Source organism: Sivoneniella epilithica UHCC 1019 (assembly GCF_040830845.1).
Taxonomy (GTDB): domain Bacteria; phylum Cyanobacteriota; class Cyanobacteriia; order Leptolyngbyales; family Leptolyngbyaceae; genus ULC077BIN1.
On sequence record NZ_JBFPDP010000003.1, the window covers coordinates 123,148 to 138,298 of the forward strand.

The following is a 15,151-nucleotide window of genomic DNA, read 5'->3' on the forward strand; positions in this document are numbered from 1 at the left end:
TCGCCAAATTTGATCGAATCCGTAATTAGCCATTTCCTAAGCTATTGAGAACATTATGGTGACTGCAACTTCCTACCAAAATTCTGCTCGGTTAAAAAATCCCAAAAAACATAACCATTACGGCTTCCGCGATTTTTTCCAGTTTGATGCAAACACAGGCACCATTACCGATTGGAATGGCAGTTTGAATGTGTTGACAACGGAAGATTTCATTATTGGTTTAGTGCAAGGTCTGGAAGAAGAGGTGGGAGACGCTTCAGCAGCCATTATGTATACGATTGGCTGCGAATGGGGTCAAAAAGATGCATTCTTCTTTGAGAAATGGTTTGAAAAGGAATTCGATCGCAACATTCGGCAAACCAATCTGCTGTTTTTATTAGAAACCTGGTGGTGGCCATTCACCTCTCAAGGATGGGGCAGATGGGAAGTAGATATGGGCGATCGCAAACAGGGCTTCATGTTTATCAACGTGTTTGATTCTGCTGTAGCTCGAACGTTAGGCGATGTCGGCAAGCCCGTCTGCTATCTTTACGCCGGATTGTTTGCAGGTTTTTTTACTGAAATGGTGCGAAAGCAACTAAGCTGCATTGAGATCCAGTGTTACTCCATGGGTGAAACCTACTGTAAGTTTTTGCTCGGTAGCCAAGATCGGATTGATGCCGCCTCCTTTTGGATGAATGAAGGGGCAACCGCAAAAGATATTGAAAAACGCTTGAAAGAGGGAGCAATATTGCGATGAGTACCCAGGTAGCGATCGCAAATGGTTCTGCTCCAATCAAGACCAGTAATTGGCTGCAATCCTCAGTTCAAGAGTTTTTCAGTACCCTAAATTGGGAAGACTTGCCACCCAATATTCAGCCAATAGGCGAGGTTACGTCGCAGTATTCCGATGCGCCCCTTAGCCTAGACCTCAGCGTTAGCCGATTTTTTGCCGCCATTAACTGGGAAGGAGCAGCGATCGCGGCTTTAGTTTCCGCCCCATCCCCATCCCCTTCAGCCGACAGTTTCACCCTAGATGATTTTTCAGACTTGTTTGGATAGATCGAAGTGCGAGTTACGAAGTCCGAAGTCCGAAAGAAGCAGAATTCAAAATCTAGACCTCGCCATTCGCCATTCGCCATTCGCCATTCCCTATTCCCTATTCCCTATTCCCTATTCCCTAATTCTCATGCATTCACAACTTGAAGCCATTTTTGACGATGCGGAAAGTCGCTATCTAAAATCAGACGAACTCCACTTACTCAGTCAATATGTAGAGTCGCTCCCGATTCGGCTGAACGCTTATCGCAACTTACGCGATCGCGAACTAGAAATAATGCAACCAGTTGCCGACCAACTTCAAACTCAGTTGCCGAACGAAAAAATTGAGAATTTAGAGCGTGCCCTCAAAACTGCAATGCTGACCTTACGCTATTGCGCCATGGGGTTGCTGCTCAACGATCAATCTTTTGCTCAAGATCGATTAATCAGTTGGCTAGGCGGCACTATGCGCCTGTATAACATCCAATCCATCAACACCGTGCTTCACCCTTTGGTGCAGCAACATCTTTCGCAGGTATTAAGCCCACAAGAAATGGATTTGCTGGCTCCCTACTTAACTTTGGCAGAAACCTTAATCCGTGAACAATCGCTTGAAATGATTGGTACACAGTGACTTATGCTGCCCTCACCCTAGTCCTCTCCCATCGGGAGAAAACTGGAAATGTCAAAAGTCCTTCTCTACTCGCTATTCCCTAAAAACTTATGATTTCTGTTGCTGATTTACTGACAAATAATCGAATTCCTGGCAACTACTTCACTACAGATGCTTATGTACGGAGTGATTTAGAGCTAGGTTTGCTAGAAAATCGTCGGGGCGATCGCCTACTGGCGCTACCCGAAACGTTAATTCAAGCGATCTATTCTGGGCTTGATCGAGAAACCGGGCAGGCGACTCGACTAGTGCTGTTCAACTGCGGTCGTTGGTGGGGCAAGAATTTCTATACGCGCTTTCGCGAAGAGCTAACCGATTACTATGGGCAAGCGCTCGCAGATATGACAATGGCAGAATTTTTGCAGTGTTTTGAGCAATGCTGGATCACTCACGGCTGGGGCAAACTTAAATTGGATTCAAGCCACCACAATCGCGGATTCTTGGTGATTGAAACCGCCAATTCTCCCTTTGCTAGCCAAGCCCCCAAAAGCGATCGCCCAATTTGCTTTTTTGAAGCCGGAATTCTAAGTTCCTTTTTTAGCCAACTCACTGGCAAAGAACTTCACTGCATCCAAACCGCCTGTGAGTCATTAGGGACTGAATCTAATTATTTCGTCATAGGGCTAGCAAAACGGCTTCAACCTGCCGAATTGTTAGTCGAGCAGCAAATGCCTCATGCTGCAATTATGGAAACACTCTGTGCTTAGGGATGCATCTAACCCGCTATGTCTAACTTGCTGTGTCTAACCTGCTGACCAATGTGCTTTATCATTCCAACTATCGTCTGCTGGGGCTAGTTGGACAAGGGCAATTTGGGCGCGTCTATTGTGCCAGTCACCGCAAGACAGGGCGATTAGTGGCGCTTAAAGAACTGAACCGCGATCGCTTTTCTACCCGTAACTTTCTGCGCGAACTGCGGTTTTTACTCAGTTTGCAACATCCTAATATCGTCACCTGTCAGGCGTTAGAGCATACCGCGACAGGGCGCTGTTTAGTGATGGATTACTGCGAAGGCGGCACACTGCGTGATTTGCTAAGCGACGAGATACAGCTTCATCCATTACAAGGGCTAAATTTGATTGTCCAAATTCTGGCAGGGCTTGATCACGCCCACCAGCGAGAAATTGTGCATTGTGACATTAAGCCAGAAAACATTTTGCTAGTGGCAACTGCCACAGGCTGGACAGCAAGAATTACTGACTTTGGGATTGCCCGATTAAGCCAAGAGCTTTCAACTGACGGATTTGGCAATACGGGATCACCTGCTTATATGGCTCCCGAACGCTTTTATGGACAACATTCGCCTGCTTCCGATCTCTATGCAGTCGGAATTTTGCTGTTTGAAGTGCTAACGGGATATCGTCCTTTTTCTGGACTTCCTGGAGATTTAATGGCAGCGCACCTCAATCAAGCGTTACTGCTGCCAGAAAGCATTCCAGAGTCAATTCGTCCCATTATTCGCACAGCACTGCAAAAATTACCCGCTCGTCGATTTCGATCAGCGGCAGAAATGCGAAGCGCTTTACAGGACGCGATCGCCAATTCTAAAAACCTCGATCAAGGATGGCAGCCCAATCGGTTGCAGCGTTCATCCGCAAAACGGGCGATCGTTCCCTTAAAGCATGATTATCAAGAAAGCTTGCAGACTCTTGTGAAGCAATTGGCTACCGTCCAAAACACCGTGCAAAACGGCGTAAAGATCGATGCCCAGCCGCTTTATCGAGTATTTAGTAATCAGATTGCCTGTCAGTGGTTTAGCGAGGCTAAACTTTCTAGAAAAACCGCTATTGATAACTCTGCGCCCAAAAGTTGTTTTGAATCTTCAAGATTCCTTACAACCATCCGGTTGCCGGAGCCTGCCTTACAGATGCAAATCTGCGCTCAAACCTGTTTTGTGACGACCCAGCAGGCAGTCTATCGAGTGGCAGTCCCACAACCGGGCGCTGTGCAGCAAAAGCTAAATGCTTCAAGCACTCAGCAGTCCAAGCCTCAACTAATTGCCACCCTGAAACAAGATACCGTGTTGACCATTGAAGCAGGCGGACGCTGGATGGCAACAGCAACGCCATCATTGGATAAAACCCGCAGTCAATTGAATATTTGGAATCTCCAGAATTCACAGCCTTTCAAACCCACGATCGCCCTAGCGATCGCCCCATGCTTCCAACTCTTAGCCCTCGATTCTTGCCATGGAGCAGCGCTTTCACCCATTACCGACTCCAGCGCTAATGCCTGTATTGTCGGCATCCAAATTGAACTATTTACTCGGCGCGGTTCTAGGGTGGGCTGCATCAGTTTACCCATTCCGCTTCGGTATCTCTCCCTCACCCAAACTCCCTACCGTCTGCTGGCATTAGAACCAGGTTACCCAAACTCACTGGTGCTGCTTGATTTGAAACCATTGCGAATCGAACGCATATGTTTGAGTTTAGCGCCCAAATTTTTAGTTTCTACAAGCTGGGGATACCTGGTGATGGATGAAACCGGGCAAATTGTATTGATCAACCGGATGGGGCAAGAGATTGGGCAGATTGATGGACTGAAGAACCCAACAGCAATGGGATTAATCAATGCTTATCAAGTCGCGATCGCCACCTGGAACGGCACTGAAGGCACCCTTGCGATCGTTGATTTGCGCCATCTCAACCTAGATATTGTATTTTAGAGTTTTTCTTCCTCAACGCTGACGCATGATATAGCAGTACGAGAAAAGGTCAAGACAGCAACTGTCCGTTATTCCTTATTTTCCAAGAATATTGGTGTTCTAACCTATTCATCGGTTGCCATAAATCTATCCGAAGACTAAGTAATCTTGCATATTGTTAGAGTCGGTTTAACCGTATTGTGAATTTGAAGACTTTAGTGAAAGTTATTTCAACCTTGCCAGGTAATTTGGCGCTTGACAGGTTCCATAGGTCGTTTGAAGAGGCTAATTATGCAGACCGAGTTTTTCCCGTCCGGGATGCAAGAGACTTTTCCCGATTTGCAGCAGCGATTGCGCGATTTATGGCGATCGGTGGAAGCTCTTGAGCTTGGGGATACCGATATTATTGTGGTGCCATCTCTTAGCCTCGATCAACGAGAACTGCAAAAAATTGATGGCTTCCACCACTACGAAGAGCGCCTATTGTTTTCTCTAATTCGGCTGCAAAATCCTCGTACCCGTTTGGTATATGTCACCTCACAACCGTTACACCCCAGCGTGATTGACTATTACCTGCAACTGCTACCCGGCATTCCTTTTTCTCATGCCCGCGATCGCTTATTGCTGCTATCCGCCTATGATTCCTCCTTGAACCCATTAAGCCAAAAAATTCTCGATCGCCCCCGGTTAATTGCCCGGATTCAGCAAGCAGTCCGTCCCAATCGTTGTTTTATGATCTGCTATAACTCCACATCCGCCGAGCAAAACTTAGCAGTTCAGCTTGGAGTTCCCCTCTACGCACTTGATCCCGGCTTATTAAAATGGGGCACCAAAGGCGGCAGTCGCCAAATTTTCGCCGAAACGAACGTTCCTCATCCCGATGGCAGCGACTCGGTGTGGAGTGTGCATGAACTCGCAACTGCCGCCGCCCAATTGTGGGAACGCCAACCCAATCTCAAGCGTATGGTGGTCAAGCTGAATGAAGGGTTTTCGGGTGAAGGTAATGCGCTGCTGGATCTTCAGACTATTCAAGACGCTGCCCCCGATCGCACCAGTCACCTAGCACGAATAGAGGCATTAACAGAGCAGTTTTCCACTCTACATTTTGAAGGAAAAGGCGAAACCTGGGATAACTTCAGTCAGCGTATTCCTGAAATGGGCGCAATTGTCGAAGCATTTTTGGAAGGAGAAAAGCGATCGCCCAGTGTGCAGGGGCACATTACACCCTTGGGCGAAGTAGAAATCCTATCTACCCATGACCAAATTTTGGGCGGACCCACTGGGCAAATTTATTTAGGCTGTCGGTTTCCAGCTGATGAAGCCTATCGCTTGACCCTGCAAGAGTTGGGAATGCGAATTGGGCGCAATCTAGCCAAAAAAGGCGCGATCGAACGGTTTGCCGTTGATTTTGTCGTAGTGCATCAGCCCCACCAATCCCAAAAACCAGAATGGGACGTGCAAGCGATCGAAATTAACCTCCGCAAAGGCGGCACTACCCATCCATTTATGACACTCAAATTTTTGACCAATGGGCGATATGACCTTTCCAGCGGCTTATTTTATAGCCAACAAGGACGACCCAAATACTACATCGCCACCGATAATCTGCAAAAAGATCAATATCGCGGTCTACTACCAAACGATCTGATGGATATTATTGCTCATCACCAGCTTCACTTTGACACCAGTACCGAAACAGGCACCGTATTTCACCTAATGGGTTGCCTGTCGGAGTTTGGCAAGCTGGGGCTGACCAGCATTGGCAATTCACCTCAACAAGCAGAGGATGTTTACAAAAAACTGACTCAGGCAATGGATGAAGAAACACGACTACTGCCTAAACCTCAGATTAATCACCATCTCCGCCTGCCCATGAGTTGGCGCGAGCAGTGTTAAGCCAAAAATAAGCCAGAAAAATGGTATCCACTTACCGAGATAGCGGCGTGTTTTGCGATGGAGATTGAATAGTTTGGAAGGGTAGAAAATCTTGATAGAGTTGTTGCTCTAAAGTTGGGGTTGCAGTGGTTGGAGAAGTTGGAGTTGCAGTGGTTGGAGATGATGTAGTCGTTGGAGAAGTTGTAGCAGAGGTACTGTTCGTCCCATTTACAGGTTGGGGTGGCGCGATCGTACCTGGCGTTCCCGGCGTTAAAACCCCAGGTGTGGGCGAGACAGTAGTTCCACCTGGAACCGGAACTACCTGCACCGACTGACTTGGAACCACAGGCACCAAAATCACAGGTTGACCTGGAATAAACGGCTGAGTAGTTCCAGGTTGTTGAGTAGTTCCAGGTTGAGCAATGCCCGTCGTCGTTGACGCTGGAGCAGGAGCAGCAAGCCCTAGTAAAGATTGAGCCGTGGGATAAAAAGTTGCCCAACGACCTGCATTAGGATTGCTCCGCCACTGATTACGACTAGCACGGAGGGTTAATACTTGAACCATCGCTCCCTGGTTCTGTCCCGTAACCACGACCGAAAGGTCTGAAATTGAACTATTCCGATTAAATGCGCCCTGAGTTGTGGCTCTAGCGGCGGCGGTTGCTCGTTGCATGAAAGCATCATAGGTTTCCCCAATTTGCACATCCAGCATGACATTCGCCCGTAAAGGCACTGCTTGAACCACAGTAGGCGCGATCGCATTTTCTAGTAACCAGCCTGCTGTTAAACAAAAAGTACTGGTGATACCAATCCAAGCCGCACTCTGCCGTCGATGATAGGTCGTTTGGGCGTTGGATCGCGATCGGTTGAACAGCGATCGATTCAGTAGCAGCATAGTATGAGTCCCTAATCTTGTAAAAAGAACGAGTTGTCAGTTTTTCACCAGTAGTCTAAAAAGGAAAGATTATGTCAATTGAGGTTAGCCCTTATAGTAGGGATACGACCATTCAAACCCTTATAGTAGGGATACGACCATTCAAACAAGGGTGGTTACAAAATGCTGACAAGTCGATAAATTCGTTTAGTATTCATTTAACAATGACTCACATAACATCGATTTGAAACTATCTTAGGAAAGACTGAGAAGCAGCATATAGCCTCCTTTAGGCAGATAAATTATGCCCTACCTTTAATCAAACGCAGCTTAAGCTGTTCGCCTGCACCTAATTTATTTCAGTAAGTTATATCAAGAAATTCAAGATTTTTGTTGTGTAAAAACCTAGTTTGGGCATGTTAGTAAAGAAAGACATGGGGCATCTGTGATGAAACAATGGGCAATCTTAATTGGGATTGATAAATATCAATCTTTTCAACCGTTGAACTGCGCTCAGCAAGATGTTCAAGCATTGCATCATTTTTTGGTATCTGAAGCAGGTTTCCCGCTGAATCAATGTCTTTCATTCACTGAACTCTCTCCTTTTTTAGCAGGACGCTCAACCTATCCCAACCGAGAAAATCTGTGTAATTGGATCGAGTTTCTGGCTCAAAACTATTTTCAACCGGATGACCAAGTTTGGATTTTTTTCAATGGTTATGGGGTTTGTCATCGTGGGCAGGATTACTTCGTGCCGATCGATGGCAATCCGGGCGAGATCGAGGCAACCTGCATCGCGATCGCGCCATTGCTGAAGCGGCTCAAAACCACTTTACCCACCGGACAGCCGCTCGTGTTGCTTGACATCAATCGTAGCCAAGCCACAATTTCTCATGAAACCGTTGGCATTCAAACTGCACAGATTGCTCATCAAATCGGGATTCCTACGATTCTCTCCTGTCAACCAGGACAATTCTCTCGCGAAATTTCTAGCCTAGGACATGGACTGTTCACCGCAGCACTATTAGAAGGTCTGCGCTATCAACAAGGGGCAACCTTGGCAACCCTGAGTCATTATCTTAGCGATCGCCTACCCGAACTCAGCGAACACTATTGGCAACCCAGCCAACATCCCGTCACTATTTGCCCACCTCCTTTCGTTCACCAACCCCTGTTGTCCATTGCCGCGTCTACATCTGCTGCATCTACATGGAATAGGGCATCAACCAATGGGCATACTTCTCAAAGCGCGACTGAAACTCACTCCCCTGAAATCTACTCAACCATAAACACACTGAATTCAAACACACTGAATTCAACCGCAGCATTCACGCTACCCACAGCAAACGTTCCCTCCCAGACTCACTCTGCCAGTCAAAATAAGCTTACTAGCAACCCGTTCCGACCTCTTGATCAACCCCTGCCACTCCCTAATTATTCTACGGAGCGCGAGTCCTTAGAAAATTCCTATCGTCAGGCGACTCCTTCAACCGCTGCAACCGCCAGTGTTCCCACTCCTACACTTGATGCGATCGAGCCTGAGCCGATTGAAGAAATTCCCTTGTGGCGACCTTTTGTGCTATGGGGCAGCTTAGTTTCTGGGATTCTACTTAGTGCAGTTTTATGGCGCAACTGGTCTGCTGTCCTAGCCGCACCACCCTCTCAACAAGTTCCAGTAGCACAGCTAGCAGAACAGCCCCCTGAACAACGAGTAGCAAGCTTCAATTCATCCGTGTCTCAGTCTGTCCCCCAGCAAAATGATTTTCGCGGAAAAGCCATTTTGCAATCTGCGCGGCTATTGGTGCGAAGCAATCAGGCAACCCCTTACCGCGATGCCATTCAGCAAGCGAGACAAATTCAGGTCAATGACTGGGCTTATCAAGAGGCACAGCAAGATATCGCTGATTGGAACCAAATAATTTATACCATTGCTCAAGAGCGGGCATCCCGAAATCAGTTTGATATTGCAGTAATGGCAGCCGATCTGGTGTCTTTAGAAGATAAAAAGCTGCGTCCTCAAGCCGATGCCGCGATCGCTCAGTGGTGCAGTTTCTTATCCGAGCAAAACGGCAAATCTTTTCAGCAGCCCGTAAAAAGCAGTTGTGAAAAATTTATGCCACGTTTATGATTCTGCTGCACCCGTATCTTTCCTAAAATAAAAGCCACAGCCGTTTCCTAAAATAAAAGCCACAGCCGTATTTCCATACTGCCCTGTCTCATAGAAGACTTAGCCCTGTTAGATCCGCCAGAAGACTTAGAATAAGAGCAGTCTTCCTTGGTTAGGTCATCATGGTTACGCTGTCGCCTGCTTTACAAAAACGCCTTGCTGCACCGCTAAAAATTGGTCACTTTGAAGTGCAGAGCCGTGTATTGCAATCGCCCTTGTCAGGCATAACAGATATGGTGTTTCGGCGGCTCGTGCGGCAATATGCGCCTACCTCAATGATGTATACCGAAATGGTCAATGCAACTGGGCTGCATTACGTGAAAGAGCTACCTAAAATCATGGAAGTTGACCCAAACGAGCGCCCCATCAGCATTCAGCTATTTGATTGTCGTCCTGATTTCCTAGCAGAAGCAGCACAGATGGCAGTCAAAGAAGGGGCAGACACGGTAGATATCAACATGGGCTGCCCTGTGAATAAGATCACCAAAAATGGCGGAGGGTCATCTTTGCTACGGCAGCCCGAACTAGCGGAAGCAATTGTGCGATCGGTGGTGAATGCAGTTGATATTCCTGTCACCGTTAAGACCCGCATTGGCTGGACTGATCAGGAAATCAATATCCTCGATTTTGCTAGCCGGATGGAAGCAGCCGGGGCAAAAATGATCACGGTGCATGGACGTACCCGCGCTCAAGGCTATAACGGCAATGCCAAGTGGGAATGGATCAAAAAAGTGAAGGATATCCTCTCAATTCCGGTGATTGCCAATGGCGATATATTTTCGGTGGAATCGGCAGTGAAGTGCTTAGAAGAAACGGGAGCCGATGGCGTGATGTGTTCTCGCGGCACAATGGGCTATCCGTTTTTGGTCGGCGAAGTGGATCATTTCCTCAAAACGGGAAAACTGAAACCCACGCCCTCCGCGATCGCCCGTTTGCAATGTGCCCGATCGCATCTGCAAATGTTGTATGACTACAAGGGCGATCGCGGGGTGCGCGAAGCTCGCAAACACATGACCTGGTATGCCAAAAGCTTTGTGGGTGCTGCCGATCTGCGTGGACAGCTTAGCCTAATTGAAAACGTGCAGCAGGGATTAGATTTGATTGATCAGGCGATCGCGCGATTAATAACGACTTCTGAACCCGACTCTCAACCCATATTAGATTCTGGAATCGCTCAACTAGTAGCAATATAAAACAGTTTTAGTGTTCATGGTGATTGCTGCACTCAATCCAACCTCTAAGGCACACATTTTGCAAAACGTGCTATCTTAAGTTCAGGTGTTCTGAGAAACACCAAAATTGCAAACCCTTGAAACTTAACCGTTCAGGAATAAGGAGGTGATGCCCATGACAGATAGCAGTAAAACCATGGGTCGTCAGACTGAAAAAAGCCAACTGTGCGCCGGAGCCGTTCTCTAGCCCATGATTTAATGTTTTGGAAGGCTCTAAAGTCAACTTAAATATAAGTTACGCAAAAGTTTCTTCCGGCAGTTAGGTTCAGTCCGATGACCCGCTACACCGCTCCTATCTTTACCTAGATAGGAGCGGATAGTTTTTTAAAGAGTTTTCATTGTGTCAGACACAAACTTTTTTAGAAGAACTAGAATCATATCTGAACGTTCGAGAGATCAAAGTAGAGTACTTTGCATGCATAGTTCGTGGACTCGAAGCTTTAAATCAAGATATCGTCGGGAACCTGTGCTTAGCTTTGCGGCAACAGTTGGGGCAGTGAACATCGCCATGGGTGGAGTTAGTGCCCATTGGGGATTAATGTCGCTAGGTTTAGGCATCGTTGGTATGGCGATCGCGGTGCGGTGGTTGCAGCTTCGCACCCGTAAACCCACTGTAGTTGTAAATCGTGCCCCGGCGTATGCATTGCCGTCTACTGATGCTCGTCCAACCTTGCCTTTGTTAAGCATTCCCAAAAAGAACCCGCCTAGATACTAGGGTGCCACTAGAACTGAGATTTTAGAGTCCTTCTCCCGCTCTGGGAAAGAGATTTAGGGTAAGGGCGCAAAAGTGGGACGCGCCCATTTCAATCACTAGTAGGTCATGAAGAAACAACATCTTGAGCATGTCCACAGTGCTTACAGTGTGGCAAGTGTTTGTAAGTAAACTCGTGGCAGTTTGGACATTCAATATATTGATAATAGCCACAGTGCGGACAGTAAGGATCTTGAGGTCGAATTTTCTTAGCACACCTCACACATCGCGACTTTTGAACTCGATTAGCTGCTTGAAGTTTTGCATTGAAAACAAATTTTTGAAAAAACTTGATAATTCCAAACCCAAACAGTGGAATTAGCAAAATATACAGATAGCTAACTAGGAACAGTAAACCGCCAAAAAGAGCGCGAACAATGTCAGCAATGAATTGAAATAAAATTCCAACTTGCAAAAACTCAAACAGTTTAAACAGGAGTGGAATACAAAAAATAACTAATAGATGCCAACTCATCAAAGCAGCGAGTCCATAACCCTTGCGTTGAGCTAGCCTATGAATAAATAAAGCGCCCAAAATCAACGGTAACAAGAACAGAGCTTGGAATATAAACTGAATAGTAGGATACCAAAAAGAGGCTTGCTTGTAGCCATTTTCAACGTTTTTAAAGCCTTGTTTATCTTGAAGTAGATTTAAAAAATTAGCGCTTTCTGGCTTTTCAAGTAGTTGATTTTTGAGGGTAGAAATTTCTTTTTTAAGGGTAGAAATTTTGAGATTATTGTTGTCTATCTCTTGCTTGGCTTTTTCAGCACCTACCAAATTAATCGACTGATCGCGAGGCTGACCTGCAATTTTTTCGAGTAAGGTTGAGTCGTATTGAGCTTGAATAGCACGATTATTTTGCTCAAGCTTATCAATGCTAGCGTTTTTCTGATCAATAGATTTGAACAGTGCTTGATTAGCTGAGTTATTGACTTTGTCTTTGTAGCTGGCATATTTCAAACAGGTTTCAGAAACTTTCCCCAAACGCCCTACTTCAGCAGATCGATAATTTGATTGAAAACCAAACTCACCGCCTGCCGAATAGCTTAAAGACGATCGCAGAGCGTTATAGTCCCGATTTCCTTCCGTTTGGGTTTGGTAAGCTTTCCAGTCAGAATAACAGGGATACGCTTCTGAGGGGCTGATGTGCCATCGACTAATATCATCTAATCCAGCGAAAACATTCACTAAGATAAAAATATCGATCAAGATAATGACGATCAAACTAACCTTGTTTAACGGTTCGTTATTGACCGTTCTAGACTTGCTGAAAAATTGGCTTAAAAGACGACGAATTCTGGCAAACATAATGATGGGTGAAAAGGCAGAAATTTAGTGAGCAGACTCTATTAATTCACACGCTTGGTTTCACTATCCTGACTTTCTTCACGTTTCTCAACTTCATGAGTTTTAACTGAATGAGGCTCGGTCTGCGCCAACTAACTTGTCTTGCTCAGTTTGACGCTTAACTTGTCCGCCTGTTAAAGCTTGCTGCAACTGTTCCAAGGCGTTGATATCTTCTAAATCACAAGTTTGGTCAAATAGCCGCTGAATGCGCTGTTCAGCTTTTTCTGTGAGGTAGCCACTGGCCAGGCTTTCTTTTACCACACAAGCAATTAGGGTCATAGTCATAGATGCACGGTTCTTAAAGTTCTAAACGTACTATGAAGCTTTCAAGCCGCGATCTCAGTGATGCTAAAGCTTGGAGTTGTGTGATAGTCCTGAGTTCGGTTAGTGATGGATGGTCTTGGTTCTGGGTGATGGAATGATGAATTCTGAGTGATCGAGATCACCTGACTGAATAGTTGGCAATCGTAGATCAGTAGGCTAGGTTAGCGGTAAAGTCTACAAAGGGGAGTAGGGCGGCTCTAGACTGGTTCTTTGTTTTTTATGGTTATGTTTGAAGCGATCGCCATTTTTTTGGTTGGGTTTATCCCTGGTTCTTTGTCTTGTGTAATTATGCGAAAAGTGCAAATTCGCATGAGGCAACGGACTTATACTGCGATGGTGTCCCCAGGAAGGCGATATCGTCCTCACCCTTACCTGGAAGCAATGGATTATTGCTATGTGGAAGGGCTTGGCTATATGTTGGGTGATATTACTTGCCAGTTCAACGCGCGATCGCCTTATCTGCGCTGCACCGTCAATCCATCCGGTCCTTGCAAAGAATGCCCCCACTACGAATCCATTCAATTGGACTAAACAATGACGAATGACGAATGGCGAGTGGCGAGTAGCAAACCCCAAACTCTGAACTCAAAACTCAAAACTCTGAACTCAAAATTCAAAACTTCCCCTGTCCCCTAATCATCGCCCCCGTTATGCTGTCTCCCAACTTTTCTGAATTTATTGAACTGGCTAAACAAGGTAACTTTGTGCCCGTCTATCAGGAGTGGGTTGCTGATCTAGATACGCCCGTTTCGGCATGGTATCGAGTTTGTTCAGGGCAACCCTATAGTTTTCTGCTGGAATCGGTGGAGGGAGGTGAGCGAATTGGGCGCTACAGTTTTTTAGGATGCGATCCGCTGTGGGTGTTGGAATCACGGGGAACACATACCACCCAAACTTATCGAGACGGCGCTATTCAGACGTTTGAAGGAGATCCCTTTGCCGCGTTAGCAACTTGTTTAGAACCCTACCATCCAGTAAAGTTGCCAGCACTGCCGCCAGGAATTGGTGGACTCTTTGGGTTTTGGGGGTATGAACTGATTCATTGGATTGAATCTCGCGTCCCCATTTATCCAGCGGCAGCCGATGATTTGCCAGATGGGTTATGGATGCAGGTCGATAATTTGCTGATTTTTGACCAGGTGAAACGAAAAATTTGGGCGATCGCCTATGCCGATTTACGCGACCCCAACACCGATTTAGCCGTCGCTTATGAGCAAGCCTGCGATCGCGCCACTCAACTCATTCACAAACTTCAGTCTCCCCTTGCAGAACAAGCTCATTTGCTGGAATGGACTCCATCATCCCAGTCTGCCGCCCCGCTTGCATTCACCAGCAATACCACGCAAGCCCAATTCTGCGCCAATGTGGAAACCGCAAAAGATCACATTCGAGCCGGTGATATTTTCCAGGTCGTGATTTCTCAACGACTTGCCACAGACTATGTCGGCGATCCGTTTGCCCTCTATCGATCGCTGCGACAAGTGAATCCTTCCCCCTACATGGCGTTTTTTAACTTTCGCGACTGGCAGATCATTGGCTCCAGCCCAGAGGTGCTCGTGAAAGTTGATCGGGGAATTGCAGACGATGATCCCATGATTGCCACAGTGCGCCCGATCGCGGGCACCCGCCCACGAGGAAAAACCACACAAGAAGATGCAGCCTTTGCCCAAGATTTGCTAGCTGACCCGAAAGAAATTGCCGAGCATGTAATGCTAGTGGATCTAGGACGGAATGATTTAGGGCGAGTCTGCATTCATGGATCGGTCAAGGTCGATGAATTAATGATGATTGAGCGCTATTCCCATGTGATGCATATTGTCAGCAATGTCGTGGGTAAACTGGCACCCAACAAAACCGCCTGGGATTTGCTGAAAGCGGGTTTTCCAGCAGGAACCGTCAGCGGTGCGCCCAAAATTCGCGCCATGGAAATCATTCACGATCTAGAACCCTGCCGCCGGGGACCTTACTCTGGTGCCTATGGCTACTATGACTTCGATGGACAGCTAAATACCGCGATCGCCATTCGCACCATGGTCGTTCGCAATCAAGGAAATGGTAAACATAGCGTTAGTGTGCAAGCCGGAGCCGGATTAGTTGCCGATTCTGTTCCTGAAAAGGAATACGAAGAAACGCTAAATAAGGCAAAAGGCATGTTGGAAGCCATTCGTTGTTTAGGTTGAAAGCTATTACAGTTTTGAGTTTTGATTGCTTGTCTATACCGAACCGCTGATAGTAGGGAAATC

14 protein-coding genes are annotated in these 15,151 nt (G+C 46.6%); 11 read left to right on the top strand and 3 right to left on the bottom strand.

The window, feature by feature from the left end; all coding sequences use genetic code 11:
- Nucleotides 1–55 precede the first annotated feature (55 nt).
- The 6 genes from AB3R30_RS03235 to AB3R30_RS03260 all read left to right on the top strand — a co-directional run bounded on the left by AB3R30_RS03235 (nt 56) and on the right by AB3R30_RS03260 (nt 6,233).
- A complete protein-coding gene (locus AB3R30_RS03235; RefSeq protein WP_458647703.1) occupies nt 56–739 on the top strand; it encodes a V4R domain-containing protein in 684 nt (227 codons plus the stop codon).
- On the top strand, nt 736–1,041 hold the full coding sequence (locus AB3R30_RS03240) for a hypothetical protein (protein ID WP_458647704.1): 306 nt from the start codon (nt 736–738) through the stop codon (nt 1,039–1,041). The genes AB3R30_RS03235 and AB3R30_RS03240 overlap by 4 nt, the downstream gene beginning before the upstream one ends.
- A gap of 127 nt (nt 1,042–1,168) precedes the next feature.
- The gene (locus AB3R30_RS03245) at nt 1,169–1,654 is read left to right on the top strand and encodes a globin family protein (RefSeq protein ID WP_458647705.1); all 486 of its coding nucleotides are present in this window, start codon (nt 1,169–1,171) and stop codon (nt 1,652–1,654) included.
- A gap of 89 nt (nt 1,655–1,743) precedes the next feature.
- Nucleotides 1,744–2,400 (top strand): V4R domain-containing protein, encoded by a 657-nt coding sequence (locus tag AB3R30_RS03250; protein ID WP_458647706.1) that lies wholly within the window; start codon nt 1,744–1,746, stop codon nt 2,398–2,400.
- 32 nt (nt 2,401–2,432) lie between these two features.
- Entirely contained in the window at nt 2,433–4,358 is a 1,926-nt protein-coding gene (locus AB3R30_RS03255) for a serine/threonine-protein kinase (protein ID WP_458647707.1), read from the top strand.
- A gap of 270 nt (nt 4,359–4,628) precedes the next feature.
- Entirely contained in the window at nt 4,629–6,233 is a 1,605-nt protein-coding gene (locus AB3R30_RS03260) for a peptide ligase PGM1-related protein (RefSeq protein WP_458647708.1), read from the top strand.
- A gap of 31 nt (nt 6,234–6,264) precedes the next feature.
- On the opposite strand, the gene AB3R30_RS03265 is transcribed toward AB3R30_RS03260, so the two are convergent.
- On the bottom strand, nt 6,265–7,107 hold the full coding sequence (locus AB3R30_RS03265; protein WP_458647709.1) for a hypothetical protein: 843 nt from the start codon (nt 7,105–7,107) through the stop codon (nt 6,265–6,267).
- A gap of 427 nt (nt 7,108–7,534) precedes the next feature.
- On the opposite strand from AB3R30_RS03265, the gene AB3R30_RS03270 reads away from it, so the two are divergent.
- From AB3R30_RS03270 to AB3R30_RS03280, 3 genes are all read left to right on the top strand, one after another.
- Nucleotides 7,535–9,214, top strand: a complete 1,680-nt coding sequence (locus tag AB3R30_RS03270; protein WP_458647710.1) for a caspase family protein — start codon at nt 7,535–7,537, stop codon at nt 9,212–9,214.
- A gap of 161 nt (nt 9,215–9,375) precedes the next feature.
- Nucleotides 9,376–10,446 (top strand): tRNA dihydrouridine synthase DusB, encoded by a 1,071-nt coding sequence (gene dusB, locus AB3R30_RS03275; protein ID WP_458647711.1) that lies wholly within the window; start codon nt 9,376–9,378, stop codon nt 10,444–10,446.
- 454 nt (nt 10,447–10,900) lie between these two features.
- Nucleotides 10,901–11,200, top strand: a complete 300-nt coding sequence (locus AB3R30_RS03280; protein WP_458647712.1) for a hypothetical protein — start codon at nt 10,901–10,903, stop codon at nt 11,198–11,200.
- Between the two features lie 103 nt (nt 11,201–11,303).
- Here the strand turns inward: AB3R30_RS03280 and AB3R30_RS03285 are convergent, their stop codons facing one another.
- Nucleotides 11,304–12,197 carry a hypothetical protein gene (locus AB3R30_RS03285; protein WP_458647713.1) on the bottom strand — a complete coding sequence of 298 codons (894 nt, stop codon included), beginning with the start codon at nt 12,195–12,197 and terminating at the stop codon, nt 11,304–11,306.
- 450 nt (nt 12,198–12,647) lie between these two features.
- Nucleotides 12,648–12,869 (bottom strand): hypothetical protein, encoded by a 222-nt coding sequence (locus AB3R30_RS03290; protein ID WP_458647714.1) that lies wholly within the window; start codon nt 12,867–12,869, stop codon nt 12,648–12,650.
- Between the two features lie 258 nt (nt 12,870–13,127).
- Here AB3R30_RS03290 and AB3R30_RS03295 point away from each other — a divergent pair, with 258 nt between their 5' ends.
- Nucleotides 13,128–13,439 carry a DUF6464 family protein gene (locus AB3R30_RS03295; RefSeq protein ID WP_458647715.1) on the top strand — a complete coding sequence of 104 codons (312 nt, stop codon included), beginning with the start codon at nt 13,128–13,130 and terminating at the stop codon, nt 13,437–13,439.
- Nucleotides 13,440–13,558: 119 nt separating this feature from the next.
- Nucleotides 13,559–15,088, top strand: coding sequence for an anthranilate synthase component I (gene trpE / locus AB3R30_RS03300; protein WP_458647716.1), 1,530 nt, complete (start codon nt 13,559–13,561; stop codon nt 15,086–15,088).
- Nucleotides 15,089–15,151: the final 63 nt, after the last annotated feature.

What these genes read in the sequence shown, in the direction of transcription:
- AB3R30_RS03235 (WP_458647703.1), top strand. Translation starts at nt 56, where the DNA reads ATGGTGACTGCAACTTCCTACCAAAATTCTGCTCGGTTAAAAAATCCC.
- AB3R30_RS03240 (WP_458647704.1), top strand. Translation starts at nt 736, where the DNA reads ATGAGTACCCAGGTAGCGATCGCAAATGGTTCTGCTCCAATCAAGACC.
- AB3R30_RS03245 (WP_458647705.1), top strand. Translation starts at nt 1,169, where the DNA reads ATGCATTCACAACTTGAAGCCATTTTTGACGATGCGGAAAGTCGCTAT.
- AB3R30_RS03250 (WP_458647706.1), top strand. Translation starts at nt 1,744, where the DNA reads ATGATTTCTGTTGCTGATTTACTGACAAATAATCGAATTCCTGGCAAC.
- AB3R30_RS03260 (WP_458647708.1), top strand. Translation starts at nt 4,629, where the DNA reads ATGCAGACCGAGTTTTTCCCGTCCGGGATGCAAGAGACTTTTCCCGAT.
- AB3R30_RS03265 (WP_458647709.1), bottom strand. Translation starts at nt 7,107, where the DNA reads ATGCTGCTACTGAATCGATCGCTGTTCAACCGATCGCGATCCAACGCC.
- AB3R30_RS03270 (WP_458647710.1), top strand. Translation starts at nt 7,535, where the DNA reads ATGAAACAATGGGCAATCTTAATTGGGATTGATAAATATCAATCTTTT.
- dusB (WP_458647711.1), top strand. Translation starts at nt 9,376, where the DNA reads ATGGTTACGCTGTCGCCTGCTTTACAAAAACGCCTTGCTGCACCGCTA.
- AB3R30_RS03280 (WP_458647712.1), top strand. Translation starts at nt 10,901, where the DNA reads ATGCATAGTTCGTGGACTCGAAGCTTTAAATCAAGATATCGTCGGGAA.
- AB3R30_RS03290 (WP_458647714.1), bottom strand. Translation starts at nt 12,869, where the DNA reads ATGACTATGACCCTAATTGCTTGTGTGGTAAAAGAAAGCCTGGCCAGT.
- AB3R30_RS03295 (WP_458647715.1), top strand. Translation starts at nt 13,128, where the DNA reads ATGGTTATGTTTGAAGCGATCGCCATTTTTTTGGTTGGGTTTATCCCT.
- trpE (WP_458647716.1), top strand. Translation starts at nt 13,559, where the DNA reads ATGCTGTCTCCCAACTTTTCTGAATTTATTGAACTGGCTAAACAAGGT.